The following is a 25,318-nucleotide window of genomic DNA, read 5'->3' on the forward strand; positions in this document are numbered from 1 at the left end:
GGGTGCGAGGGCTGGTCCTCGCACCCCTTTGCCGTACCCCGTTACTGGCATGTTCACGACCGCGATTAGGGTTTCGCCATGCCAGTTCCCGCAACCATCCCGATCGCCCACGAGCCGGACCACCGCACCGCCACCATCGGCCGGTACGCGGACGGCCAGTTCCTGGCCACGGTCACCTACGCCTTCCCCGAGGGCTACCGCCCCGACGACGGCTGGGAGGAGCACAAGCGGCTCTACGCGGTGCTCCACACGTTCGACGCCTCGGGCCGGTACCGCGACTCGGAGATCTGGTGTGCGGGAACCTGGGCGGAGGGGGCCGAACTCGCCCAGGCCCACGCCCACTTGGACAAACTCCTGGCAGCCCTGCCCGGGCGCACCTACGCCGACATCGCCGTCCGCCCCTTCCGGCTCGCGGTCGACCGCGTGCTGTTCGGCCTGATCGCCGAGGACGACGACGAGGGCGGCTGGGCCGAGCTCTACCCGGACCGCCTCGGCTTCGGCGAACCGTGGGACGGCCGGTACGACACCTGAGCGCAGCCCGCGGCGACGCCCGTCAGGAAGCCGTCGACGCGGAAGCGCCCGGCTGCGTGTCCGTGCTGTCGTGCGTCTCGTCGGGTGCCACGGCCATCGTGATCGACCCGATGACGCCCTTCGCGATGCGCCCCTTGCCGTACGTCAGCTTCAGCAGGCCGCCCGACGTCCCGCTCTGGTCGTAGATCGTGTCCTCGGTCAGCGTCGTGCGCTCGGTCGTGCTCGTCGAGTACGGCGCGACCTTCCCGGAGGCGATGACCGCGGCCTCCTCGAAGAAGAACTGGCCGGTGTGGCAGGTGTGGCCGCCCTCGTAGCCGGCGTCGGTCCACTTGCCGTCCACATGGACCTTGGTGTGGATGTGCACGGCACGGCCCCGGTACCAGCCGGGGAAGATCGTCCTGAACTCGACACTGCCGTGCTTGTCCGTCTTCCAGGTGCCCCGCAGATAACGCTCGTCGTCGGTGGGCTCCTCGTGCCCGCCGCCACCGCCGCCACCGGGCGGGGCGCCCGTCGGGGTGCCGGACGGCTGGTCGGTCGGGGCTCCGCTCGGGGCGCCGCTCGGGGGCGTGCCACCGCCACCGGTGGAGAGGGACTCGTACCCGGAGTAGATCCCGAGCGCGTCGCAGTGCCAGATGTCGACCGCCGCGTTCCGCAGGGGCTTACAGGTCTCGGCGTCGATCACCTTGAGGCGGAGGACCATCGGGATGCCCTCCTTGTCCTCCGTGATGTCACGGCGGAGCTTGTCCGCGTCGATGTAGTACGGGCCCTCGGTGGTCTCCGAGGTGAGCCGGTAGCAGGACTCCGCCTCGGACTTCCTGTCGGCGGTGTCCGTCTCCCCGGCGAACGCGTTGGCTGCGATGGAGCCCCCGACGCCGACGGCCGCCACGGCGGCTCCGCCCGCGAGGATGACCTTCCTGCGAGTCATGTCACGTTTGTGCGCTGGTCCCTGAGTCTCTGTCATGGGAAGCGAAGCTAGGACCGCCACCTGTCAGGGACATGGGGACGGGCTGTGAGTCCGCACAGCGAAGGGGCCGGAACCGATCAACGGTTCCGGCCCCTTTTCGAGACTGGCGGGCGTTACTTCTTCTCGGCCACCGGCTTGCGGAGCTGGATGTTCAGCTCGCGCAGGCGCGTCTCGTCGAGCTCCGTGGGCGCGCCCATCATCAGGTCCTGCGCGTTGCCGTTGAGCGGGAACGCGATGGTCTCGCGGATGTTCGGCTCGTCGGCGAGGAGCATGACGATGCGGTCGACGCCGGGGGCGATCCCGCCGTGCGGCGGGGCGCCGAAGCGGAACGCGCGGAGCATGCCCGCGAACTGCTCCTCGACGGTGTCACGGTCGTAGCCCGCGATCTCGAAGGCCTTGAGCATGATCTCGGGCTCGTGGTTCCGGATCGCGCCGGAGGACAGCTCCACGCCGTTGCAGACGATGTCGTACTGCCAGCCCAGGATGTCCAGCGGGTCCTTGGTCTCCAGGGCCTCGAGCCCGCCCTGCGGCATGGAGAACGGGTTGTGCGAGAAGTCGATCTTCCCGGTGTCCTCGTCCTTCTCGTACATCGGGAAGTCGACGATCCAGCAGAAGCGGAAGACGCCCTCCTCGAAGTGCCCGGCGCGCTTGGCGGCCTCGACACGGACGGCGCCCATGATCTTGGAGACCTCGTCGAACTCGCCCGCGCCGAAGAAGACGGCGTGGCCGGCCTTCAGGCCGAGGCGCTCGGTGAGGACCTTGACGTTCTCGTCCGTGAGGAACTTCGCGATCGGGCCCGTGAGGGACCCGTCCTCGGCGACGCGGACCCAGGCGAGGCCCTTCGCGCCCTGCTCGACCGCGTAGTCACCGAGGCCGTCGAAGAACTTGCGGGACTGCGACGCGGTGTCCGGGACGGGCAGCGCGCGCACGTGCTTCCCGGCGAACGCCTTGAACTCCGAGCCCTCGAACACGTCCGAGATGTCGACCAGTTCGAGCTGGGCGCGCAGGTCCGGCTTGTCCGAGCCGTACTTGAGCATCGACTCGCGGAACGGGATCCGCGGGAACGGGGACGTGACGTGGCGGCCGCCGCCGAACTCCTCGAAGAGCTCGGTCATGAGCTTCTCGATCGGCTGGAAGACGTCCTCCTGCTCGACGAAGGACATCTCCACGTCGAGCTGGTAGAACTCGCCCGGCGAACGGTCCGCGCGGGCGTCCTCGTCGCGGAAGCAGGGCGCGATCTGGAAGTAGCGGTCGAAGCCCGAGATCATCAGCAGCTGCTTGAACTGCTGCGGGGCCTGCGGCAGCGCGTAGAACTTGCCCGGGTTCAGGCGCGAGGGGACGACGAAGTCGCGGGCGCCCTCCGGGGAGGTGGCGCTGAGGATCGGCGTCGCCATCTCGTTGAAGCCGAGGGCCACCATCTTGGAGCGGATGGAGGCGATGACGGACGAGCGCAGCATGATGTTGCGGTGCATGCGCTCGCGGCGCAGGTCGAGGAAGCGGTACTCCAGGCGCCGCTCCTCGTTCACGCCGTCGTCCGCGTTGATCGTGAACGGGATCTGCTGGGCCGCGCCGAGCACCTCGACCTCGGTGGCCTCGATCTCGATCTCGCCCGTGGGCAGCTCGGAGTTGACGTTGTCGGCGCCGCGCGAGACGACCTTGCCGTCGACGCGGACGACCGTCTCCTTGGTCAGCTTGTCGAGGACCTCGGCGGCGGCGGTGCCGGGGCGGGCGACGAGCTGCGTGATCCCGTAGTGGTCGCGCAGATCGATGAAGAGGATGCCGCCCAGGTCGCGCCGATTGTGCAGCCAGCCGCTCAGCCGGACGTCGGATCCGACGTCAGAGGCGCGGAGCTCGCCGCAGGTGTGGGACCTGTACCGATGCATCGTCGTTCATCCAGTCTTTGCGATTGGGGATTGGCCGGGCATGCCCGAAGCCCCAGGGTACCGGCCGCCCCATGATCGCTCTGCGAATAGCCTCGGTGGCCGTCCACGATCACCTCTTCTTAGAGTGGGGCCATGCGCACTGGTGACCCCCTGCCGCCCGTGGGGGACGTTCTCGCCGCCCTCGACACCGGTGTGTGGCGGTGGGACAACCGGGCCGGGCTGGTCACCTTCGACGCGGAGGCGGCCCGGCTGCTCGGCCTGCCCGAATGCCCGGTGACGCTGACGGAGGCCGCCGTACGGTCCCGCTTCCACCCCGTCGACTGGAACGAGATCGACGGCGTCGTCCAGCTCGCCGTCGCCGAGGGCACCCTCGCCGAGGCCCGGCTGAGGATCATGGACGGTCAGGGCGTGGTCATCAGGACCGTACGCAGCCGTTCCAAGCCGATCGTGCACGGCGACTCGCACGCGTTCGAGCTGATCGGCACGCTCCAGGAGGTCAGCGAGCCCACGCCCGGGTCCGCGGCGCTCACCCCCGTGACCGGCGACTGGCGGCGCTCCCGTGAGGCGTTCCTGCTGGACGCCGGGCGGGCGCTCGCCGAGGCGGGGTCCACCGAGGAGGTCCTGCGGGTCGCGGCCGGGCTCTCCATGCCGGGGTTCTCGCCGGACGGTCTCGCCGTCTTCGGCGTCGGCGGCGACCGGCTCACGGTCATCGGGCACCACGGGCACGAGCCGGGTGAGGAGGCGCCCTTCACGGACATGCCCCTGGACACCGACTACGCGGCCGCCGAGGTGGCGCGCACCGGCCGCGCCGTCTACCTGTCGTCGCCCGAGCAGTACCGCCTGCGCTACCAGGCCGCCTGGCCGCTGGCCCAGCGCTTCCAGCGGCAGTCCTGGGCGTTCCTGCCACTCATCGTCGCCGGCCGCACCATCGGCACCTGGATGGCGGCGTTCACCTACCCGGTGTCCTTCACACCCGACGAGCGCTCCGTCCTGACGACGGTGGCGCGGATGCTGGCACAGGCCCTGTCGCGCGCCGGGATCACCGAGTCGGAGCGGGAGCTGACGGACGGGCTCCAGCGCTCGATGCTGCCGGCGCTCGGCCCCGACATCCCGGGGATGAGCGTCGCCGCCCGCTATGTCCCGACCGGCGGCGGCCTCCAGGTCGGCGGCGACTGGTACGACATGATCCCGCTGCCGACCGGGCGCATCGCGCTCGTCATCGGCGATGTGCAGGGGCACGACGTGCGGGCCGCGGGCCTGATGGGACAGCTGCGGATCGCGCTGCGGGCGTACGCGTCCGAGGGGCACCGCCCGGACGCCGTCCTCTCCCGCGCCTCGCGCTTCCTGTACGGGGTCACCGACTCCATCACGTACGGCTCCACGGGCGGCCCCGGCAAGGGCGTCGAGAAGGGCTCGGAGGCGGGCGACCCGCGCTTCGCGACCTGTCTGTACGTGGAGGCCGACCCGAGAACGGGCATCCTGGAGATCGCCCGCGCGGGCCATCCCGACCCCGCGATACGCATGACCGACGGGACGGTCCTGGTGCGGCCCACCGCGGGCGGGCTGCCCCTCGGCGTCGACCCCGACGCCGACTACCCCACGACCCGGCTCGCCCTCGAACCCGGCGACACCCTGCTGATCTGCACCGACGGCCTCATCGAAACGGGCGGCCACGACCTCGACACCGGCTGGGCGCGCATCCGCGGCATCCTCGAGGAGCACGGGGAGCAGCCCATCGACCCCGACCGCCTGGAGGACCTCGCCGACGCGCTCGTACGGGCCGTGCACGGCCCCTCCTCGCACTACACGACGGGCCCGCTCGCCGACCGGCGCGAGGACGACATAGCCGTGCTCCTCCTCGCCAGGACGGGCCTGCCCGAGGCGTCCGTGCCCGTGCGCCGCACCGCGATGACCGTCGCCCAGGCCGAGCCGGAGCGGGTCGCCGCCGCCCGCCAGCAACTGCGCGAGCTGCTGCACGACTGGAGCGACGCGGACCAGGTCGACTCGGCGGTCCTGATGATCTCGGAGATGCTCACCAACGTCCTCGTCCACACGGACGGCGACGCCCTGCTGGTCATGGAGGTCACCGGCGGGCCCGTGCGGCGGCTGCGCGCCGAGGTCGCCGACGCCAGCGACGACCTGCCGCACAGGCGCCACCCCGGCGAGCTCGCCTCGTCCGGGCGTGGCCTCGTCCTGATGGAGCTGCTCGCCGACCGCTGGGGCGTGGACCCGAGGGGCGAGGGCAAGAGCATCTGGTTCGAGCTCTACGAGCCCTCGGCCGACGTTTCACGTGAACCCCCCGACGGCGCCGACGGCCCCTCACCTGCGGAGTAGCGCTCGCGCAGCTCCCCGATCACCCCGAACGCGGCCGCCGTCACCGGCACGGCGAGCAGCATCCCGAGAATGCCCGCGACGGAGGCGCCCGCCGTGATCGCCAGCATCACCATCGCGGGATGCATCTGCACGGTGCGGGACTGGATCATCGGCTGAAGGATGTGGCCCTCCAGCTGCTGCACGGCCAGGATGACGCCGAGCGCCCACAGGGCGGTCACCCAGCCCCGGTCGGCGAGTGCCACCAGGACGGCCACCGCCCCGGAGATCGTCGCCCCGAGGTAAGGGATGTACGCGGTGACGAAGACCAGGGAGCCGAGCCCGACCGCGCCGGGCACCCGCAGGACGAGCAGGCCGACGGTGATGCAGATCGAGTCGATGAGCGCGATCAGCGTGGTCCCGCGCATGAAGCCCTCGACCGCCCGGAAGGCACGCCGCCCCATTGCCTCCAGGGTTTCCCCGACGCGGCCGGGCGCGAGGCTGTGTGCGAGGCCCGCGGCCCGGTCGGAGTCCTTGAGGAAGAAGAACGTGAGCAGGAGGGCGAGCACGCTGGTCGCGAGGAGCGAGCCGAGGACGGAGAGCCCGGCGATCACCCCGCTCGCGGCGCTGGCGCCCCACTTGGACAGCAGTTTCCTGAGACTGCCGGCTGCGGATCCGAGGTCGTCGGCCACGGTGATCCCGAAGTGGCTCTTGATCCAGCTGCCGGCCTCCCGCACCGAGTCGACGATCTGGTCGCCGGTGTCGATGAGGGTCTTGACGACGACGTAGCCGGCGCCGCCGACGACGGCGACGAGGGCGACGCAGGTGAGGGCGGCGGCGAGCGCCCGGTTGACCCTCCTGCGCATCAGCCAGCCGTGCACCGGCCCGAGCAGGGCCGTGCCGAGCAGGGCGAGCAGCAGGGGCGTGACGGCCGTCTTGAAGACGATGCACAGCCAGACACCGACGGCCGCGACCCCGGTGACGAGCAGGGCGACCACGCACCAGGCGGCGGTGCGGCGGGCTGGTTCGGGAAGAAGCGGCTTACCTGTACCTGTGTGCACCCTCACAGGGCATCACGCGCGCGTGGCCCCGGCCTTCCGGGCGGGGCCACGCGAGTGACGGACCATCAGATACCGCTTACGTGTGCGGGATCCGCTCTCCCGGGATGACCCCGAGCCGGCCCGCCTGGAAGTCCTCGAACGCCTGCTGGAGTTCGTCGCGGGTGTTCATGACGAACGGACCGTAGTGCGCCATCGGCTCCCGGATCGGGCGGCCGCCCAGGAGGACGACCTCGAGGTCCGGGGTGTTGGAGTCCTGCGTCTCGTCCGCGCGGACGGTCAGCGAGGAACCCGCGCCGAAGACGGCGGTCTGGCCCATGTGGATCGGCCTGCGGTCGGCGCCGACGGTGCCGCGGCCGGCGAGGACGTACGCGAGGCCGTTGAACTCCTCGCGCCACGGCAGCGTCAGCTCGGCGCCGGGGCGGACGGTCGCGTGGACCATCGTGATCGGCGTGTGTGTGATGCCGGGGCCGTCGTGGCCGTCGAGCTCACCCGCGATGACGCGCAGCAGGGCGCCGCCGTCGGCGGTGGTGAGGAGCTTGACCTGGCCACCGCGGATGTCCTGGTAGCGGGGGTCCTTCATCTTGTCGGCGGCCGGGAGGTTCACCCACAGCTGGAGGCCGTGGAAGAGCCCGCCGGACATGACGAGCGCCTCCGGCGGCGCCTCGATGTGCAGGAGGCCCGAGCCGGCCGTCATCCACTGGGTGTCGCCGTTGGTGATGGTGCCGCCACCACCGTTGGAGTCCTGGTGAACGAAGGTGCCGTCGATGATGTAGGTGACGGTCTCGAAGCCGCGGTGCGGGTGCCAGGGCGTGCCCTTGGGCTCTCCTGGCGCGTACTCCACCTCACCCATCTGGTCCATCATGATGAACGGGTCGAGGTACTTGTAGTTGATCCCGGCGAACGCTCGGCGCACCGGGAACCCCTCGCCCTCGAATCCGCTGGGCGCGGTCGTCACGGCCAGCACGGGGCGGGCCACGGCGTCGGCGGACGCGGCCACACGGGGCAGGGTCAGCGGGTTTTCGACGGTCACTGCAGGCATGTCGGGACCTCCTTGTGCTCCGAGTTTAGTTGAACGTAGAACTTTCTGCCACCTGGAACACGGAACGCCCGGAGGGAATTCCCTCCGGGCGTCCTGGGTGCCTGCTTGTGCGGCGGCGTCTAGCCGTACATGCGGCGCATCGCGAAGTCGACCATCTGCTCGACCGCCTTGGCGTCGAAGACCATCCTGTGTTCGCCCTCCATGTCGAGGACGAAGCCGTACCCGGTCGGGAGCAGGTCGATCACCTCGGCGCCGGTGATCACGAAGTACTTGGACTCCTTGCCCGCGTACCTGCGCAGCTCCTTGAGGGAGGTGAACATCGGGATGACCGGCTGCTGGGTGTTGTGCAGCGCGAGGAAGCCGGGGTTGTCGCCGCGCGGGCAGTAGACCTTCGACGTCGCGAAGATCTGCTGGAAGTCCTCGGCGGACATCGAGCCCGTGGTGAAGGCGCGGACCGCGTCCGCCAGCGACGGAGGTGACGGCTCCGGATACAGCGGCGGCGCCTGCTGGCCGTACCCGCCCTGCATGCCCTGCTGCGGCGGCGCGTACTGCTGCCCGGGTCCCGCGGTCTGGTCGTAGCCGTACATGAGGGCCAGACTACCGAGGCGGGGCCGGGGCGCGGGCGCCGTTAGACCCTGCTCACATTGGCGGATCAGGGGTTGCGTCTTATTACCGACGGGTAGCATCATCGTAGGCACTTGCTACTTGCGAGTAGTGCGTGTTTACGAAGATCCCGCTTACCAGCCAAACGGAGCCGTCGCCATGGGGCACTACAAGTCGAATCTCCGCGACATCGAGTTCAACCTCTTCGAGGTACTCGGGCGCGACAAGCTGTACGGCAGCGGCCCGTTCGCGGAGATGGACGTCGACACCGCCAAGAGCATCCTCGACGAGGTCTCCCGCCTCGCCGAGAACGAGCTGGCCGAGTCCTTCACGGACGCCGACCGCAACCCGCCGGTCTTCGACCCGGAGACCAACACCGCTCCGGTACCGGCGAGCTTCAAGAAGTCGTACCAGGCCTTCATGGACTCCGAGTACTGGCGCCTCGGCCTGCCCGAGGAGATCGGCGGCACCACCTCGCCGCGCTCCCTGATCTGGGCCTACGCGGAGCTGCTGCTCGGCTCCAACCCCGCGATCTGGATGTACTCCTCCGGCCCGGCGTTCGCCGGCATCCTCTTCGAGGAGGGCAACGAGGCGCAGAAGAAGGTCGCCGAGATCGCCGTCGAGAAGCAGTGGGGCTCGACGATGGTCCTGACCGAGCCGGACGCCGGTTCGGACGTGGGCGCCGGCCGCACCAAGGCCGTCCAGCAGGAGGACGGCTCCTGGCACATCGAGGGCGTGAAGCGCTTCATCACGTCCGGTGAGCACGACATGTCGGAGAACATCCTCCACTACGTGCTCGCGCGCCCCGAGGGCCACGGCCCCGGCACCAAGGGCCTCTCCCTCTTCCTGGTCCCGAAGTTCCACTTCGACTGGGAGACCGGCGAGCTGGGCGAGCGCAACGGCGTCTACGCGACGAACGTCGAGCACAAGATGGGCCTCAAGGCGTCCAACACGTGCGAGATGACGTTCGGCGACCAGCACCCCGCCAAGGGCTGGCTCATCGGCGACAAGCACGACGGCATCCGCCAGATGTTCCGCATCATCGAGTTCGCCCGCATGATGGTCGGCACGAAGGCGATCTCCACGCTGTCGACGGGCTACCTGAACGCGCTCGAGTACGCCAAGGAGCGCGTCCAGGGCCCCGACCTGGCCCAGTTCATGGACAAGACGGCCCCCAAGGTCACCATCACGCACCACCCGGACGTGCGCCGCTCGCTCATGACGCAGAAGGCGTACGCGGAGGGCATGCGCGCGCTCGTGCTGCACACCGCCGCCGTCCAGGACGACATCGCGGTCAAGGAGGCCGCGGGCGAGGACGCGTCGCAGCTCCACGCCCTCAACGACCTCCTCCTGCCGATCGTGAAGGGCTACGGCTCGGAGAAGGCCTACGAGCAGCTGGCGCAGTCGCTCCAGACGTTCGGCGGCTCGGGTTACCTCCAGGAGTACCCGATCGAGCAGTACATCCGCGACGCCAAGATCGACACCCTCTACGAGGGCACCACCGCGATCCAGGGCCAGGACTTCTTCTTCCGGAAGATCGTCCGCAACCAGGGCGCCGCGCTCAACGGCCTCGCCGAGGAGATCAAGAAGTTCCTCGCGGTCGGCACGGGCGGCGAGGCACTCGCCCCGGCCCGCGAGGCGCTCGCCAAGGCGGCCGTCGAGCTGGAGGCCATCGTCGGCGTCATGCTGACCGACCTCGCGGCCACCGAGCAGGACACCAAGAACATCTACAAGGTGGGCCTCAACACCACCCGCCTGCTGCTCGCCTCCGGCGACGTGGTCGTCGGCTTCCTGCTGCTGCGCGGCGCGGCCGTCGCCGCCGAGAAGCTGGAGACCGCCTCCGCCAAGGATGTGGCCTTCTACCAGGGCAAGATCGCCGCCGCGAAGTTCTTCGCCGCGAACGTCCTGCCCGGCGTCGGCCTCGAGCGCCGCCTCTCCGAGAAGGTCGACCTCGACCTGATGGAGCTGGACGAGGCCGCGTTCTAGCCTCCGGCCTGCCCGTAGTCATCGGCGCCGCCACCCGGACACTTCCGGGTGGCGGCGCCGTCGTATCGGGATCGGCCCAACCCCCCGGCCGCACCCACGCGGACCCCCCGCGCGCCGGGCCGAAGGCTCGTTAGGCTGGCCCGCATGAGCAACCCCTCCCGCTTCGACCGCGGTCACACCGACGACCTCATGTCCTTCCTCGCGGCCAGCCCCTCGCCGTACCACGCCGTCGCGAACGCCGCCGCGCGCCTGGAGAAGGCCGGATTCCGCCAGGTCTCGGAGACCGACGCGTGGGACGGGACCACGGGCGGCAAGTACGTGACGCGCGGCGGCGCGATCGTGGCCTGGTACGTGCCCGAGGGCGCCGCGCCGCACACCCCCTTCCGCATCGTCGGCGCGCACACCGACTCGCCGAACCTGCGCGTCAAGCCGCTGCCCGACATGGGCTCGCAGGGCTGGCGGCAGGTCGCCGTCGAGATCTACGGCGGACCGCTCCTCAACTCCTGGCTCGACCGGGACCTCGGACTCGCGGGCCGGCTCACTCTGCGTGGGGGCACCTCCCAGGCTTTCGGCTCTGGGGGAGGCTCGACGCGGCTCGTGAACATCGACCGCGCGCTGCTGCGCGTGCCGCAGCTCGCCATCCACATGGACCGCTCCGTCCACACCGACGGCCTCAAGCTCGACAAGCAGAAGCACATGCAGCCCATCTGGGGCCTCGGCGACGACGTCCACGAGGGCGGCCTGATCCGGTTCCTGGAGGAGGAGTACGGGCTCGCCGAGGGCGATGTCACCGGCTGGGACCTGATGACGCACCCCATCGAGGCGCCCGCCTACCTCGGCCGCGACAAGGAGCTCGTCGCCGGACCCCGCATGGACAACCTCCTGTCCGTGCACGCCGGAACGGCCGCACTCGCCGCCGCATCGGCCTCGGACGACCTCCCCTGCATCCCGGTCCTCGCCGCGTTCGACCACGAGGAGAACGGGTCGCAGTCCGACACCGGCGCCGACGGCCCGCTGCTCGGCGGCGTCCTGGAGCGTTCGGTGTTCGCGCGCGGAGGATCGTACGAGGACAAGGCCCGCGCCTTCGCCGGGACGGTGTGCCTGTCGTCCGACACGGGCCACGCCGTGCACCCCAACTACGCCGAGCGCCACGACCCCACCCACCACCCGCGCGCCGGCGGCGGCCCCATCCTCAAGGTCAACGTCAACAACCGCTACGCCACCGACGGTTCGGGCCGCGCCGTGTTCGCCGCCGCGTGCGAGAAGGCCGGCGTGCCCTTCCAGTCGTTCGTCTCCAACAACGCGATGCCCTGCGGCACCACGATCGGCCCGATCACGGCGGCCCGGCACGGCATCAAGACCGTCGACATCGGCGTGGCCATCCTCTCCATGCACAGTGTCCGCGAACTGTGCGCCGCCGACGACCCGTTCCTCCTCGCCAACGCGCTCGTCGCGTTCCTGGAGGGCTGACCTCCCCGACAGCGGTGCCGCGGAGCCCGCAGACCCCCGGCGGTAAAACTCGACCTTTGCCGTGCGGGGGGGCAAGGCAGGACACCGGGCGTGGAGTTCAGGATTCTCGGCACCGTCGCGGTCCACCTCGAACAGGCACCCGGACTCGCGGCCCGCGCGGGCGACGTGACCAGCGAGACCATCGCCTGCGTCAACCTCGCCGTCACCCTCTCCGTACAGGCCCAGCACCCGCCGACGGAGGCGCCGGCGCTGCACCACCTGGCCCGGCACTGTCTCGACATGGGCGCCCACGAAGCGACCCTCTCGCACGCCGTACGGGCCCTGGACATGACGTCGCCCGACGAGGACGCCCGGCGCGTGCTGCTGCAGACCGCGGGCGGCTAGGCACTGGTCGCGCTCGGACGCGCCGACGAGGCCGCCGACCTGCTCGGACAGGACCTGCGGACGGCGGAGGCGGAGGGTTACGAGGACGGCGCGGCGGCCGCGCGGAAGGCCCTGGAAGGGCTGTCGGCGGATCGTCAGCGACACGCAAGCCGATCGAGAGAGCCACCCCCGAATCTGAAGTCAGCACCAACACAATGGTGCCGACCACGCAGAGCAGACCGCACGTTGTCGCACGGGGAGCCCACCATGAACGCCCACCGCAACCGTTCCCGCACCGCCCTCGCCGTCGCCGCCCTCGCGGCCCTGAGCCTGTCCCTCACCGCCTGCAACAGCGGCGCCAAGGGCTCGGGCGCCGCGTCTTCCGACAGGACGGCCGGCGACTCGGCCGGCTCCGGCAGCTCCGCCGGCAAGAACAGCGGCTCGGACAACTCCTCCGGCACCGGCTCGTCGAAGACCTCCGGCGGCACGGACGCCTCCGCGGCGGGCGCGAAGCAGACCGGCACCGGCACCGGCACCGGCAAGAACACCAGCGGCGGCACCGGCTCGACCGGCGGCACGGCGGCGAAGAAGGCCCCCGAGTGCAAGGTCGGCTACCTCGACTACTCCCTCAAGCGCGAGAACCCCGAGCAGCAGGGCGACCACCTGCTGATCACGGCCGTCAACCGCTCCGCCACGGCCTGCACCGTGCAGAAGTACCCGGTCGTGACCCCGGGCGAGGCCAACGGCGACGCCCCGCTCGCCAAGGACGACCTGCAGCCCGCCCAGCCGATCCTCGTGCGCCCCGGCGGCACGGTCTACTCCGCGATCAACGTCTACCAGGAGACCAAGGCCGAGGACGACTACTTCAAGTCGATCCGCCTGTCCCTGGTCAGGAACAACTCCGACGACTCGGCCGAGTCCGTCAAGCTGGCCACGCCGGGCGAGGTGGAGTACGCCGGCAAGCGCGCCGACGGCATCGAGGTGCTCTCCTGGAACACCAGGCGCCCGTACGCCGGCTGACCGGACGCCCCTGTCCCGCCAGGTCAGCCCCTGACAGCCCCGGATCAGCCCCGGTCGTCCATGCCCGCGAGCACCAGCGGCAACCGGTCCGCGCCACCCTCGGTGAGCCGGACCGGCACGCCCCAGTCCTGCTGGTGGACGTGGCAGGCCGGGTACTCGTTGGCCGGGTCGTCGTCGCACGAGGCGGCCATCGCCGACACATGCAGGACGCCCTCCACGACCTCCGGGTTCAGGACCAGCTCGCGCGCCAGGTCCGTGCCCGCCCCGTCCCCCGCGACCAGCAGCTCGGGCGGGGTGGAGGAGACCAGGAGCCGGGTCGAGGGGCCGTACCGCGTGTCGAGCTTCTGACCCGCCGGCGCCTGGAAGATCACGTCCAACTGGAGCTTCCCCGCCGCGACTTCGGTCGCCGCGCGCTGCGTCCGGTGCGCGACCGACTCGACCCGCACGGCCTCCTCGGGAAGCCGCAGCCGCGTCAGCCGGTGCCGCGCCGACTCGACGACGACGATATCCGGGGAGTCGCCACCCACGAGCACCGCGTCGCTGGGCTCCCGCAGATCCGTCGCCAGCGTGGTGACCTCACCGCTCGCCGGGTCGTAGCGGCGCAGGGCGTGGTTGTACGTGTCCGAGACGGCGACCGAACCGTCCGGCAGGGCGGTCACGCCCAACGGGTGCTGGAACAGCGCCTGTTCGGCGGCGCCGTCCCGGTGCCCGAAGTCGAAGAGACCCGTACCGACCGCCGTGTGCACGGTGCCGTCCCGGTCGACGTACCGCAGCGCGGACGTCTCCGAGTCGGCCACCCACAGCCGCTCCTCGGTCGCCGCGAGCCCGGACGGCTGCGCGAACCACGCCTCGGCCCCCGGCCCGTCGACGAGCCCCTCATTGGTCGTACCCGCCGCGACGGCGACACTCTTCGTCTCCGGGTCGTACGTCCACAGCTGGTGCACGCCCGCCATGGCGATCCACACCTTGCCGCCGAAGACGGCGACGTCCCACGGCGAGGAGAGCGACACCTCCAGGGCGGGGCCGCTGGTCGGCGCGCCCTGCCACCACTGCCGGCCCGTGCCCGCGAGCGTCGTGACGTCCCCGCTCGCGAGGTCCACGGCCTTCAGCGAGTGGTGCACCGTGTCGGCCACGACGACGGTCGCGTCGTCGAGCAGCGCGAGGCCCTGCGGCTCGTTGAACTCGCCGGGCGAGCCGATCCGCCGTACGACGCTCTCGCCGTCCGCGGCCAGCTCGACGAGCTGGTGCCGGGTCGTGTCGGAGACCAGGATGTTCCCGGACGGCAGCACGAGCGCCTTGCCGGGGAACCGCAGATCCGTCGCGACGGGCTCGGGCGCGACGTACGGACCGTCGCCGCGGCGCAGCGTCCCCTTCGCGCCGTGCTCCGCCTCCAGCTGCTCGACCAGCTTCTCGATGGCGTGGGCGTGCCCCTCACCGGCGTGCTGCGCGACGACATACCCCTCGGGGTCGATCACCGCGAGCGTCGGCCAGGCCCGCACGGCGTACTGCTTCCAGGTCGCCAGCTCGGGGTCGTCGAGGACGGGGTGCTCGACGTTGTACCGCTCGACGGCGTCGACCACGGCGGAGTGCTCGGCCTCGTGCACGAACTTCGGGGAGTGCACCCCGACGATCACGACGGTGTCCCGGTGCTTCTCCTCGAGCTCACGCAGCTCGTCGAGGACATGCAGACAATTCACACAACAAAATGTCCAGAAATCAACAATTACGATGCGGCCTCGAAGATCCGAGAGGCTGAGTTCTCCACCGACTGTGTTGATCCAACCGCCCTTGCCGATCAGCTCGGGAGCTCGGACACGTGCACGCTTTGCCATGGTTCAAGCCAACCACATCCCCCTGTGTGCCTATTCCGCCCGGCCCTCCCCGACCCAGACGATCCGTAGTCGCTTGACGGGGTCGAACCGACGCCCCCTCCCCTCGGCCCGGGCGACCGAGACACGCTCGATACCCGCCGACAAGAGGGCCCGCAGTGCTCCCAGGCCGCTGCGCCCCCACAACTGCATGAGGGCCACGCGATCGGGCCGAACCTCCTGGTCGGCCAGCGACTTGCGCGCCGGGTGCCCTGCCGGAAGGACCTTGACTCGTTCGACGAAGGCCTCGATCACGGCTCGCTCGACGGAAGCGGCCATTGCGCGAGCACCGGGACACGTGTGTCCCAGCCGCACCCCTTGGCAGACATACGAGTTGCCTTGCACACTCATGCGCATTCCGCATGTCTCGATCCCGCAGTACAAGAATCCGGTCAGCAGGTGTTCCGAGACCCGAGCGGGGCGCTTCACACCATCGGTGCGCACCCGGGTCCTCGACGCGAGAACGGCTACGATCCGCGCCTGCTCGTCGAGAGTGACGATCCCCTCACCCGCGACGACCGATTCCCCGGACACCGGATCCCGATAGGGGCTTCACCACCCCGGTGTACTTGCGTCGTCCACGTTCCTCGTCCCACACGGCCTCGGTCTCGGGGAGCAGGCCCGCGAATGCCGGCGCCTTGAGCAGCTGGGACAGCGAGCCCACTTGCCACAGGCCACCCCGGGGCGAGGGAACGCCGTGCTCATTGAGCATTTTCGCGATCTGCACGAGCGGGCGGCCGGCCAGAGCCTCGTCCGCGATCAGGCGCGCAATCACAGAAGTGTCCGCATCCGGGGCCAGCCGCCCCGAATCAGGGTCGATACGCAGCCCGTAGGGAGGCTGTCCGCCGATCCACCTGCCCTGGTCGCGCAGGTATTGCTTGGCATGCCGAATGCGCTCGCCCTGGGTCGCCGACTCGGCACGTGCCCACTCCGACAGCGATGCGATGGCGAGTCTGTCCGCAGGGAGGCTCGAGTCCAGCTTGTCCATGACACAGACCAGGCGACCGCCGACCTGATCGAACTCGTCCAGCAGGGGCCCCACCTCAGCGGCGCCCTTGCGGCTGAGCCTGTCCAGCTTCCATACGATGAGCGTTCTCACGGCACCTGAAGTCACGGCTGCCTTAGCGGCGTCAAAGCCCTCCCGGCTCACATCTTTGTAACCGGACCGCCCTCGGTCGACATGCGTTGCGCGGACAACCAGTCCTTGCGAATCGGCCCAGGCCCGGCAATCAGCTGTCTGGCGCTCGATAGCCGTCTTGCCGTCCCGAACCACCGAGAGCCGAACATAGAGATCGGCGTACTCGACACGGGCATCGTGCTGGTGCAAGTCCCCTCCCAGAGTTTCTCACTCTGTGAACGATCATCTGATTCGAAGGTAATGACCTCATCCGCATGCATGTTCCGTTGCGGCGTCCGCCCGGGGGACTCGCCGTACGACCCACTCGCGTCCGGACCGCCGCGCGACCTGGCGGCGCGTCTGCGGGCGGAGAGGGCGGCCCGTGGCCGACGCTTGACAGCTATGAGGGACGACAGCGCGCGCGGCGGTCTCACCGGCACTCTGGCCAAGGTCGCGCGGTGGGGCGCCGCGCGGGCCGGTGCGCTGCGGGAGCGGCTGCCGTTCATCTCGCGCCTGACCCGGCAGATGGTGGACGTGAGTCTCCTCGACTCCTCGACGCGACTGGCCGCGCAGGCCTTCCTGACGGCGATCCCCGTGCTCTTCGTCATCGCCGCGTTCGCCCCGACCGCCGTGCGCGACCGCCTCATCGAGTCGGCCACGTACGCGCTCGGCCTGTCCGGACCCGCCCTCGACCAGGTCCGGCAGGTGTTCGGGGCGCCCGACGACGCCGCGCGCGAGTCCACGGGAGCCGTCGGCGTACTCGTCACTCTGCTGTCAGCGACCTCGTGCAGCCGCGCCCTACAACGCGTGTGCGAACGCTCCTGGCACGTTCCGCCCGCAGGCCTGCGCCTCATCGCGTGGCGGTGGCTGGTGTGGCTGCTGGTGTGGCTGTCCGCGCTGATGGTCCAGGGGCTGCTGAGCGAGGGGTTCGGGTTGGGCCCCTGGCTCGGCCTGCCGTTGTCGTTCGCGTCGAGCACCCTGCTGTGGTGGTGGACGCAGCACATGCTGCTCGGCGGCCGCGTGCCGTGGCTGCCGCTGCTGCCGGGCGCCGCCCTGACCGGCACGGGCGTGGTCGTCCTCGCCTGGGCGTCACGCTTCTACATGCCGCTCACCCTGAACCGCTCGGTGTCCGAGTTCGGCCCCCTCGGCCTCGTGTTCACGCTCCTTTCGTGGCTCATCGCACTGTTCACGGTCGTGTGCGTGGGGATCGCCACGGGGTACGTCCTCGCCCATGAACCGCCCCTCGCCCGCCGTCTCGGAACGCCGCCGCCCGGGTGAGGGGGGAGAGTCCTCTCACGCGGGCTGGGCACCCTTCGACGTATGAGATACGAAGTTCGAGAGCGGCTGTTCGCGGTGGGCGAGGACTACTGGATCGAGGACGAGCAGGGCCACAAGGCCTTCCTCGTCGACGGCAAGGCGATGCGCCTGCGGGACACCTTCGAGCTGAAGGGGCCCGACGGGCGGGTGCTCATCGACATCCACGAGAAGATGTTCGCCCTGCGCGACACGATGGTCATCGAGCGCGGCGACGAGGCCCTCGCCAAGATCAAGCGCAAGCGCCTGTCGCTGCTACGGAACCACTACCGGGTCGAACTGATCGACGGCACCGAACTCGACGTCAGCGGAAAGATCCTGGACCGCGAGTTCGTCGTCGAGTACGACGGCGAGATGCTCGCCCACATCTCCCGCCGCTGGCTACGGGTCCGCGACACGTACGGCGTCGACGTCATCCGCGAGGACGCGGACCCGGCGCTGCTCATCGCCGTCGCGGTGTGCGTGATCCACCTGGCGGAGAAGGAGCGGGGGGAGGACTGACGGATGATGGCTGACCGCTGACAGGTGACGGTTGACGAGTGACGGATATCAGCTGACAGATGGCAGATAACAGATGGCGACAATTGTCAGCCCTCTGCGGACGGCTGCAGCGGGCTGAGGCGGGCTCAGCCGGGCCAAGCCGCACGACAAGCCGCACCCCCCGTCACCACCGCGGCGCGGCAAGCCCCAGCCTCCGGTCCTTGAGCGCCGGGAACCGCTCGCGGGTCCCGGCGACGGCCGCCCCGTCGAACTCGACCGTGAGGACCTCCTCGCCGGCGCCCGCCTCCGCGATGATCTGGCCCCAGGGGTCCACGACGACGCTGTGCCCGGCCTGCGGCACCCCCGCGTGCGTACCGGCGGTGCCGCAGGCCAGTACGTACGCCTGGTTCTCGACGGCGCGCGCCTGGGCGAGCAGCGTCCAGTGCGCGCGGCGCCGCTCGGGCCAGCCGGCGGAGATGAGAAGCGTTTCTGCGCCCCGGTCGACGAGGCCCCGGTACAGCTCGGGGAAGCGCAGGTCGTAGCAGGTGGTGACGCCGAGGACGGTCTCCGGCAGGCGCACGGTGACGAGTTCTTCGCCCGCGCCCATCAGCACGGCCTCGCCCTTGTCGAAGCCGAAGCGGTGGATCTTGCGGTAGGCGGCGGCGAGTTCGCCGTCCGGGGAGAAGACGAGCGCGGTGTTGTAGAGCGGTCCGTCGGGGTCGCGCTCGGGGATCGTGCCCGCGTGCAGCCAGACACCGGCGTCACTCGCGGCCTTCGCCATCGCCTCGTACGTCGGGCCCTCCAGGGGCTCCGCCTCGGTCGCGAAGGCCTCGTAGGCGAAGGCGCCGGTGGTCCACAGCTCGGGGAGGACGACGAGGTCGGCGGACCCGGCTTGATCCCGCACCATCGAAGCGGCGCGCAGCCGACGGGAATTGGGCGATTCGTCATCATCTACGCGGATCTGGATGAGCGAGGCGCGCACACTACCACCGTCCTGGCATTCGAGCCGTCTACACGGGCCTACGATCGTCACACGAAAGCACTGCCGGGGTGCCTGCCAGCAGCGTAACTTAGCGTTCCAAGACACCCACTGCCCGCGCCACAACCGCCCGAGGGGTCCCGTTCCGTGAGTCTCCACCCCAGTCTTCAGTCCTACGCCGATGCCTGGACGCATTCCATCGAAGCGATATCCGAGCTGGTGACGCCCCTGGTGGAGGGCGAATGGAGCCGGGCCACGCCATGCCCCGGCTGGTCGGTGCGGGACATCGTGTCCCATGTCATCGGCCTCGACTGCGAGATGCTCGGTGACCCGCGGCCCATCCACACGCTGCCGCGCGACCTGTACCACGTGCAGAACGAGCACCAGCGGTACATGGAGATGCAGGTCGACGTGCGGCGCCACCACACGGCGCCCGAGATGACGTCCGAGCTGGAGTACACGATCATCCGGCGCTCCCGGCAGCTGCGCAATGAGTCGCGTGAGCCGGGCGCGCTGGTGCGCGGGCCGCTCGGCACGGAAGAGACCCTCGAATTCGCCATGCGCAAGCGGGCGTTCGACGTGTGGGTGCACGAGCAGGACCTGCGCGTGGCCATCGGCCGGCCGGGCAACCTCGACTCGCCGGGCGCGTACGTCACGCGCGACATGCTGCTCGCCGTTCTGCCGAAGGTCGTCGCGAAGGACGCGTCGGCGCCCGCGAACTCGGCGGTGGTCTTCGATGTGCACGGGCCGGTCGAGTTCCTGCGCACGGTCCGCGTCGACGCGGAGGGGCGCGGCACGATCGACGGCGCCCCGTCGTTGGGCCCGGCCGCCACGCTCTCCCTCGACTGGGAGACCTACGTCAAGCTGGCCTGCGGCCGTGTGACGCCCGGCGCGGTGTCCGACCGGGTCAAGACGGAGGGCGACCTGGATCTCGCCCAGGCGATCCTGAACTCGCTGTCCACGACGCCGTAGCCCTTACGGGGGCCAGGGCGGCGGAGCGGACGGGAAGGCCCCGGTGCCGGAAACGGCAACCGGGGCCCGTCGCTTACGCGGGGAGGTCTTGGCCGGGGACGTCTTACGCGAGTACGCCCCGCCCACGTATGCCTTACGCCGGAACCGCCTACGCCGGTACGTGCACCGTCTCCACCCGGCTGGCCACAAGCCGCTCCCGCTCGCGCCGGTCCGCGCGTCGGCGTAGTCGCAGGATCTGGCTCACCCCGAGCGCCTCGAGCACGAACACCGCGGAGAACGCGATCCGGTAGTTGTCGCCGGTCGCGTCCAGCAGGACCCCGATCGCGAACAGCGTCGTCATCGACGCGACGAACCCGCCCATGTTGACGATCCCGGACGCGGTCCCCTGCCGCTCCGGCGGGTTCGCCGGACGCGCGAAGTCGAACCCGATCATGGACGCGGGCCCGCACGCCCCGAGCACGACACACAGCACCACCAGCAGCCACATCGGCGCGTGGTCCCCCGGGTAGGCGATCGTCACGGCCCACATCACGGCCGTGCCGGCGACCGTGCCGAGCGCGAGCGGCAGCCGGGCCGTGTGGTGCCGGGCCACAATCTGCCCGTAGACGAGCCCGATCAGCATGTTGGACAGCACGACGAGGGTGAGCAGTTCACCGGCGGTCCCACGCGAGAGGCCCTGCGCCTCCACCAGGAACGGCAGGCCCCACAGCAGCAGGAACACCATCGCCGGGAACTGCGTCGTGAAGTGCACCCACAGCCCGAGCCGCGTCCCCGGCTCGCGCCAGGACGCGAGGATCTGTCCGCGCACGAAGGCCCCGCCGGTGTGCCGCACGGGCTCCGGTTCGAAGCCTTCCGGGTGGTCCTTGAGGAAGAGCAGCATCAGGACGAGCACGACGACACCGGCGACCGCGCTGCCGGCGAACGCGGCCTCCCAGCCGACGCCGTGCAGCAGCCGGGCGATCACGAGCGTCGACACGAGGTTGCCGGCCATGCCGACAAGGCCCGCGAGCTGGGCGACCAGCGGCCCACGCCGGGCGGGGAACCAGCGCGTGCCGAGCCGTAGCACGCTGATGAACGTCATCGCGTCGCCGCAGCCGAGCAGCGCGCGCGACACGAGGGCCGTCCCGTACGAGGGCGAGAACGCGAAGCCGAGCTGGCCGATGGTGAAGAGGACGACGCCGATCGTCAGGACCCGCTTGGTGCCGAGCCGGTCGACCATCAGGCCGACGGGTATCTGCATGCCCGCGTACACGAGCAGCTGGAGGATCGAGAACGTGGACAGCGCCGAGGCGTTGATGTGGAAGCGCTCGACGGCGTCGAGGCCCGCGACGCCCAGCGAGGTGCGGAAGATGACGGCGACGAAGTAGACGCCGACGCCGATGGACCAGACGCCCATGGCCCTGCGGCCGCCGGGCGGATCCCCGGGCAGCGTCGCGGTGCCTGCGGAGCTCATCGGACCTCGCCCCGCGCCAGGTTCGAGAACCAGCCGACGTGGCGGCGGACGACGGTGACGGCGGCCTCGGCGTCGCCCGCGCGCAGCGCGTCGAGGATTTCCTCGTGCTCCGTGAGTGTCTTGGCGATCCGGTCCGGGTGCGAGTGCATCACGGCGACGCCCATTCTCAGCTGGCGGTCCCGCAGCTGGTCGTAGAGACGGGAGAGGATCGCGTTGCCTCCGCTGCGGACGATCTCGGCGTGGAAGCAGCGGTCGGTGCTGGCCGCGTCGGTGAACTCGCCCGCGGCGGCCTGGGTCTGCTGGAGCGAGAGCAGTTCCTCCAGGCGGGCGATCAGGCTCGCGGGGGCGGGGACCGCCTTGCGTACGGAGTGCTCCTCGACGAGGAGGCGGGTCTCGACGACGTCCGCGATCTCCTGTGCGGAGACGGCGAGGACCAGGGCGCCCTTCTTCGGGTAGAGCTTGATCAGCCCCTCGACCTCCAGCTTGAGCAGCGCCTCGCGCACCGGGGTGCGGGAGACCCCGACGGCCTCGGCGAGCTCGCCCTCGGTGAGCAACGTCCCGCCCTCGTAGCGGCGTTCGAGGACGCTGCGCTTGACGTGGTCGTAGACGCGGTCGGCCGCTGGCGGTCGCTTGACGGCGGTGGGGGACGGGGGCGCGGGAGGCATGCGCACATCATAGATACAACACGTACGCATCGTCGGCGGCCGTCCAGGATGCGGACGCGGCGCCCCTGAACGGCCGGGACAGCCCCCTCACCATAAATACTCCGTAATCCGGCACATCCATCCGCCGTGCTCGTGAGTCTCTTCAGCGAGCGGCACCCTCATGTGGCCGCATTCCAGGGGCATTTGGAGCGTTCAACTTGAAAACCCGCATTAAGGGCATTCGCTGCGTAACCGCCGCTGCCACCGTGACCGCCGGTGCGGTCCTGGCCAGCGGGGTCTTCGCCACCTCCGCGCAGGCGGCCACGCTGCCCACCCCCACGATCGTCGCCAAGGGCGGCTACGTGATGAACAACGGGACCGGTACGAGCCTGTTCACCAAGGCCGCCGACACCCGCCGTTCCACCGGCTCCACCACCAAGATCATGACCGCGAAGGTCGTCCTGGCGCAGTCGAACCTGAACCTGGACTCCAAGGTCACGATCCAGAAGGCGTACAGCGACTACATCGTCGCGAAGAACGCGTCGTCGGCCCGCCTGATCGTCGGCGACAAGGTCACCGTCCGCCAGCTCCTGTACGGGCTCATGCTCCCGTCCGGCTGCGACGCCGCGTACGCCCTGGCCGACAAGTTCGGCTCCGGCAGCACGCGCGCCGCCCGCGTGAAGTCCTTCATCGGCAAGATGAACAAGGCCGCCACGGACATGGACCTGAAGAACACGCACTTCGACTCGTTCGACGGCATCGGCAGCGGCGCGAACTACTCGACGCCGCGCGACCTGACGAAGATCGCCTCGTCCGCGATGAAGAACTCCACGTTCCGCGCGGTCGTGAAGACGACGTCGACGAAGCAGAAGGTCACCACGAAGAGCGGCGGCTACCGCTACATGTCGTGGTCCAACACGAACAACCTGCTCGGCAGCTACTCCGGCACCATCGGCGTGAAGACCGGCTCGGGCCCCGAGGCCAAGTACTGCCTGGTCTTCGCCGCCACCCGCAACGGCAAGACGGTCATCGGCACGGTCCTCGCCTCCTCCTCCGTCACGAACCGCACGGCGGACGCGAAGAAGCTGATGGACTACGGCTTCAAGAAGTAACCCTCGAAAACTGAATGGACGAAGGGCCTGCCGCATGCCGCGGCGGGCCCTTCGTCGCGTCGGCCCCCGTCGCGGAGCGCGCCCCCGCCGGCGACAAGCCCGACGAATGGGAACGCTCGGCGACGGACCTGCCGGAGCTTGCTTCCTGTTCTCCTGGCGGGGTGGTATTCGTGCTCGCCGGGTCTAGACCCTGTTGATCCGCCAGGCGATCACTCCGGACGAGCGCTTCTTTCCGGAGATGTCGAGGCGCATGGTCTGGGCGGGAGCGGTGAAACGCTTGAGGACGACGGACGTGTCACAGGGGATGACTTCGGTGATGACGCCCGCTTCGGTGATGAAGACGGCTTCGGACTCCCCGTGGCCCGCGCACGTGACGGCCAGTCGGTAGTGCAGGCCGTGGTCCACGGTCGGTCGTGAGTGCACCCCGTCCGCGACGCTCTCGACGCCGCCTTCCAGGAGTGTGCCGTCGTCTGCCGCCGCGGCATCGATGGCGGTCCGGGCCCGGCTGGTGAGCTTTTTCTGTCCGCCGGCGTCCGAGGTGCGCGCGCTGTGGGAGGCCGGCCGCTCATGCTCCGGTGTGCTGCCGTCGCTGGTGCAGGAGACCAGCAGGAGAACGGGAGCGACAGCACATCCCAACAGCCACCCGCGACGGCGCAGCCTGAGGTGTCGCGTCACGACGAGGTCTCCGTGTATTTCCATCGCGGCCCGAGTACGCCACACGGGGCCGTACCCCTCAGGGACGGCCCCGTGCTGTTCGCTCACGCCCAGGTGATCAGCCGCTTGGGCTGCTCCAGAATCGCCGCCACATCCGCAAGCACCTTCGAGCCCAGTTCGCCGTCCACCAGGCGGTGGTCGAAGGACAGGGCCAGGGTGGTGACCTGGCGGGGCTTCACCTTGCCCTTGTGGACCCACGGCTGGAGCTTGATCGTGCCGACGGCGAGAATCGCCGACTCGCCGGGGTTCAGGATGGGCGTACCCGTGTCGACGCCGAAGACGCCGACGTTCGTGATCGTGACCGTGCCGCCCTGCATGGCGCCCGGCGACGTCTTGCCCTCGCGGGCCGTGGCCACCAACTCGCCCAGCGCCGTCGCCAGTTCGGGCAGGGTCTTTGCGTGCGCGTCCTTGATGTTCGGCACGATCAGACCGCGCGGCGTGGCCGCGGCGATGCCCAGATTCACGTAGTGCTTGCGGACGATCTCCTGGGCGGCCTCGTCCCAGGAGGCGCTGATCTCGGGGTTCCGCTTGATCGCGACGAGCAGCGCCTTGGCGATGAGCAGCAGCGGATTGACCCGCAGCCCCTGCATCTCCTTGTCGGCCTTCAGCTCCTCGACGAGCTTCATCGTCCGCGTCACGTCGACCGTCACGAACTCCGTGACGTGCGGCGCGGTGAACGCGGAGCCGACCATCGCGGCCGCGGTCGCCTTGCGTACACCCTTGACGGGGATACGGGTCTCGCGGACGCCGTCCTGGACGACGGCCGGCGCGGCGGCGATCGGCTCCTGCGGCTGCGTCACGACCGGCTCGGGAGCCGGGGCGACCGCCGCGTGCACGTCCTCGCGGGTGATGACGCCGTCAGGACCGGAGGGCGTGAGTGAGGCGAGGTCGACGCCGAGATCCTTGGCCAGCTTGCGCACAGGGGGCTTGGCGAGCGGGCGCCCGTTCCCCTTCGCGGGAGCCTGCGGCTCGGGCGCCGGCTCCGCGACCGCCGCGGGGGCCACCACCACGTCGCCCTTGCGGGGCCTGCGCTTGGTCGACGCCTCGGAAACGCCGTACCCCACAAGCACCGGCTGCCGCCCCTTCGGCTCAGCCTCGGGCTCGGGCGCCGTGGGCTCCGGCACGGAAACGGAAACGGGAGCGGGAGCGGCGGCCGCGGAGCCGGATCCACCCGCGACGTCCACCGCGATGATCACCTGCCCCACATCCACCGTCGTCCCCTCGGGGAAGCGCAGCTCGCGCACCACCCCGTTGAACGGGATGGGCAGCTCGACGGCCGCCTTCGCCGTCTCCACCTCGCACACGACCTGCCCGTCGGTGACCGCGTCACCCGGCTGGACGTACCACTTGAGGATCTCGGCCTCGGTGAGCCCCTCGCCCACGTCGGGCATCTTGAACTCGGCCAGCGCAGCGTCTGTCATCGTCGTCACGGCCC

The 25,318-nt window shown here is 70.2% G+C and carries 23 protein-coding genes; 10 read left to right on the top strand and 13 right to left on the bottom strand.

Annotated elements, in window-relative coordinates:
- Nucleotides 1-78 precede the first annotated feature (78 nt).
- Entirely contained in the window at nt 79-531 is a 453-nt protein-coding gene (locus tag OG698_RS23695; RefSeq protein ID WP_100596468.1) for a hypothetical protein, read from the top strand.
- A gap of 22 nt (nt 532-553) precedes the next feature.
- Here OG698_RS23695 and OG698_RS23700 read toward each other — a convergent pair whose 3' ends face one another.
- Both OG698_RS23700 and aspS read right to left on the bottom strand, forming a co-directional pair.
- Nucleotides 554-1,492, bottom strand: a complete 939-nt coding sequence (locus OG698_RS23700; protein ID WP_406105265.1) for an intradiol ring-cleavage dioxygenase — start codon at nt 1,490-1,492, stop codon at nt 554-556.
- A gap of 116 nt (nt 1,493-1,608) precedes the next feature.
- Nucleotides 1,609-3,378: an aspartate--tRNA ligase gene (gene aspS, locus OG698_RS23705; protein WP_100596470.1), complete on the bottom strand. Its 1,770-nt coding sequence runs from the start codon at nt 3,376-3,378 to the stop codon at nt 1,609-1,611.
- Nucleotides 3,379-3,510: 132 nt separating this feature from the next.
- On the opposite strand from aspS, the gene OG698_RS23710 reads away from it, so the two are divergent.
- Complete coding sequence (locus OG698_RS23710; protein WP_406105267.1) at nt 3,511-5,712, top strand: SpoIIE family protein phosphatase; 2,202 nt, start codon at nt 3,511-3,513, stop codon at nt 5,710-5,712.
- Here the strand turns inward: OG698_RS23710 and OG698_RS23715 are convergent.
- From OG698_RS23715 to OG698_RS23725, 3 genes are all read right to left on the bottom strand, one after another.
- Nucleotides 5,643-6,749 (bottom strand): AI-2E family transporter, encoded by a 1,107-nt coding sequence (locus OG698_RS23715; RefSeq protein WP_406105268.1) that lies wholly within the window; start codon nt 6,747-6,749, stop codon nt 5,643-5,645. The genes OG698_RS23710 and OG698_RS23715 overlap by 70 nt on opposite strands.
- Before the next feature lie 76 nt (nt 6,750-6,825).
- Complete coding sequence (locus OG698_RS23720) at nt 6,826-7,788, bottom strand: pirin family protein (RefSeq protein WP_406105269.1); 963 nt, start codon at nt 7,786-7,788, stop codon at nt 6,826-6,828.
- A gap of 119 nt (nt 7,789-7,907) precedes the next feature.
- A complete protein-coding gene (locus OG698_RS23725) occupies nt 7,908-8,375 on the bottom strand; it encodes an SseB family protein (protein ID WP_100596474.1) in 468 nt (155 codons plus the stop codon).
- Between the two features lie 175 nt (nt 8,376-8,550).
- Here OG698_RS23725 and OG698_RS23730 point away from each other — a divergent pair, with 175 nt between their 5' ends.
- From OG698_RS23730 to OG698_RS23745, 4 genes are all read left to right on the top strand, one after another.
- Nucleotides 8,551-10,377, top strand: coding sequence for an acyl-CoA dehydrogenase (locus OG698_RS23730; protein ID WP_329572046.1), 1,827 nt, complete (start codon nt 8,551-8,553; stop codon nt 10,375-10,377).
- A 144-nt stretch (nt 10,378-10,521) separates the two neighbouring features.
- A complete protein-coding gene (locus OG698_RS23735; protein ID WP_406105271.1) occupies nt 10,522-11,847 on the top strand; it encodes a M18 family aminopeptidase in 1,326 nt (441 codons plus the stop codon).
- Between the two features lie 90 nt (nt 11,848-11,937).
- On the top strand, nt 11,938-12,231 hold the full coding sequence (locus tag OG698_RS23740) for a hypothetical protein (RefSeq protein WP_406105272.1): 294 nt from the start codon (nt 11,938-11,940) through the stop codon (nt 12,229-12,231).
- 246 nt (nt 12,232-12,477) lie between these two features.
- Nucleotides 12,478-13,230, top strand: a complete 753-nt coding sequence (locus OG698_RS23745; RefSeq protein WP_406105273.1) for a DUF4232 domain-containing protein — start codon at nt 12,478-12,480, stop codon at nt 13,228-13,230.
- A gap of 44 nt (nt 13,231-13,274) precedes the next feature.
- Here OG698_RS23745 and OG698_RS23750 read toward each other — a convergent pair whose 3' ends face one another.
- The 3 genes from OG698_RS23750 to OG698_RS23760 all read right to left on the bottom strand — a co-directional run bounded on the left by OG698_RS23750 (nt 13,275) and on the right by OG698_RS23760 (nt 16,425).
- Complete coding sequence (locus tag OG698_RS23750; protein WP_406105274.1) at nt 13,275-15,062, bottom strand: thioredoxin-like domain-containing protein; 1,788 nt, start codon at nt 15,060-15,062, stop codon at nt 13,275-13,277.
- A gap of 30 nt (nt 15,063-15,092) precedes the next feature.
- Nucleotides 15,093-15,377, bottom strand: a complete 285-nt coding sequence (locus OG698_RS23755; RefSeq protein WP_406105275.1) for a hypothetical protein — start codon at nt 15,375-15,377, stop codon at nt 15,093-15,095.
- A gap of 226 nt (nt 15,378-15,603) precedes the next feature.
- A complete protein-coding gene (locus OG698_RS23760) occupies nt 15,604-16,425 on the bottom strand; it encodes a recombinase family protein (protein WP_406105276.1) in 822 nt (273 codons plus the stop codon).
- A gap of 192 nt (nt 16,426-16,617) precedes the next feature.
- On the opposite strand from OG698_RS23760, the gene OG698_RS23765 reads away from it, so the two are divergent.
- On the top strand, nt 16,618-17,493 hold the full coding sequence (locus OG698_RS23765; RefSeq protein ID WP_406105277.1) for a YhjD/YihY/BrkB family envelope integrity protein: 876 nt from the start codon (nt 16,618-16,620) through the stop codon (nt 17,491-17,493).
- 42 nt (nt 17,494-17,535) lie between these two features.
- On the top strand, nt 17,536-18,030 hold the full coding sequence (locus OG698_RS23770; RefSeq protein ID WP_406105278.1) for an LURP-one-related/scramblase family protein: 495 nt from the start codon (nt 17,536-17,538) through the stop codon (nt 18,028-18,030).
- 163 nt (nt 18,031-18,193) lie between these two features.
- On the opposite strand, the gene OG698_RS23775 is transcribed toward OG698_RS23770, so the two are convergent.
- Nucleotides 18,194-18,991, bottom strand: coding sequence for a carbon-nitrogen family hydrolase (locus OG698_RS23775; protein ID WP_399969026.1), 798 nt, complete (start codon nt 18,989-18,991; stop codon nt 18,194-18,196).
- A 144-nt stretch (nt 18,992-19,135) separates the two neighbouring features.
- Here OG698_RS23775 and OG698_RS23780 point away from each other — a divergent pair, with 144 nt between their 5' ends.
- A complete protein-coding gene (locus OG698_RS23780; protein WP_406105280.1) occupies nt 19,136-19,960 on the top strand; it encodes a maleylpyruvate isomerase family mycothiol-dependent enzyme in 825 nt (274 codons plus the stop codon).
- A 148-nt stretch (nt 19,961-20,108) separates the two neighbouring features.
- Here the strand turns inward: OG698_RS23780 and OG698_RS23785 are convergent, their stop codons facing one another.
- Together OG698_RS23785 and OG698_RS23790 are read right to left on the bottom strand one after the other, a co-directional pair.
- Nucleotides 20,109-21,413 (bottom strand): nitrate/nitrite transporter, encoded by a 1,305-nt coding sequence (locus tag OG698_RS23785; RefSeq protein ID WP_406105282.1) that lies wholly within the window; start codon nt 21,411-21,413, stop codon nt 20,109-20,111.
- Nucleotides 21,410-22,078 carry a GntR family transcriptional regulator gene (locus OG698_RS23790; protein ID WP_406105283.1) on the bottom strand — a complete coding sequence of 223 codons (669 nt, stop codon included), beginning with the start codon at nt 22,076-22,078 and terminating at the stop codon, nt 21,410-21,412. Before OG698_RS23790 ends, OG698_RS23785 begins: the two co-directional genes overlap by 4 nt.
- 197 nt (nt 22,079-22,275) lie before the next feature.
- Between OG698_RS23790 and OG698_RS23795 the strand changes: the two genes are divergently transcribed.
- Nucleotides 22,276-23,169, top strand: a complete 894-nt coding sequence (locus tag OG698_RS23795) for a D-alanyl-D-alanine carboxypeptidase family protein (RefSeq protein WP_406105285.1) — start codon at nt 22,276-22,278, stop codon at nt 23,167-23,169.
- Nucleotides 23,170-23,352: 183 nt separating this feature from the next.
- Here the strand turns inward: OG698_RS23795 and OG698_RS23800 are convergent, their stop codons facing one another.
- Both OG698_RS23800 and OG698_RS23805 read right to left on the bottom strand, forming a co-directional pair.
- Entirely contained in the window at nt 23,353-23,844 is a 492-nt protein-coding gene (locus OG698_RS23800; protein ID WP_406105286.1) for a hypothetical protein, read from the bottom strand.
- 83 nt (nt 23,845-23,927) lie between these two features.
- Nucleotides 23,928-25,313 (bottom strand): dihydrolipoamide acetyltransferase family protein, encoded by a 1,386-nt coding sequence (locus OG698_RS23805; protein ID WP_406105288.1) that lies wholly within the window; start codon nt 25,311-25,313, stop codon nt 23,928-23,930.
- Between the last annotated feature and the right edge of the window lie 5 nt (nt 25,314-25,318).

It is taken from the genome of Streptomyces sp. NBC_01003, from assembly GCF_045162695.1.
Lineage (GTDB): Bacteria > Actinomycetota > Actinomycetes > Streptomycetales > Streptomycetaceae > Streptomyces.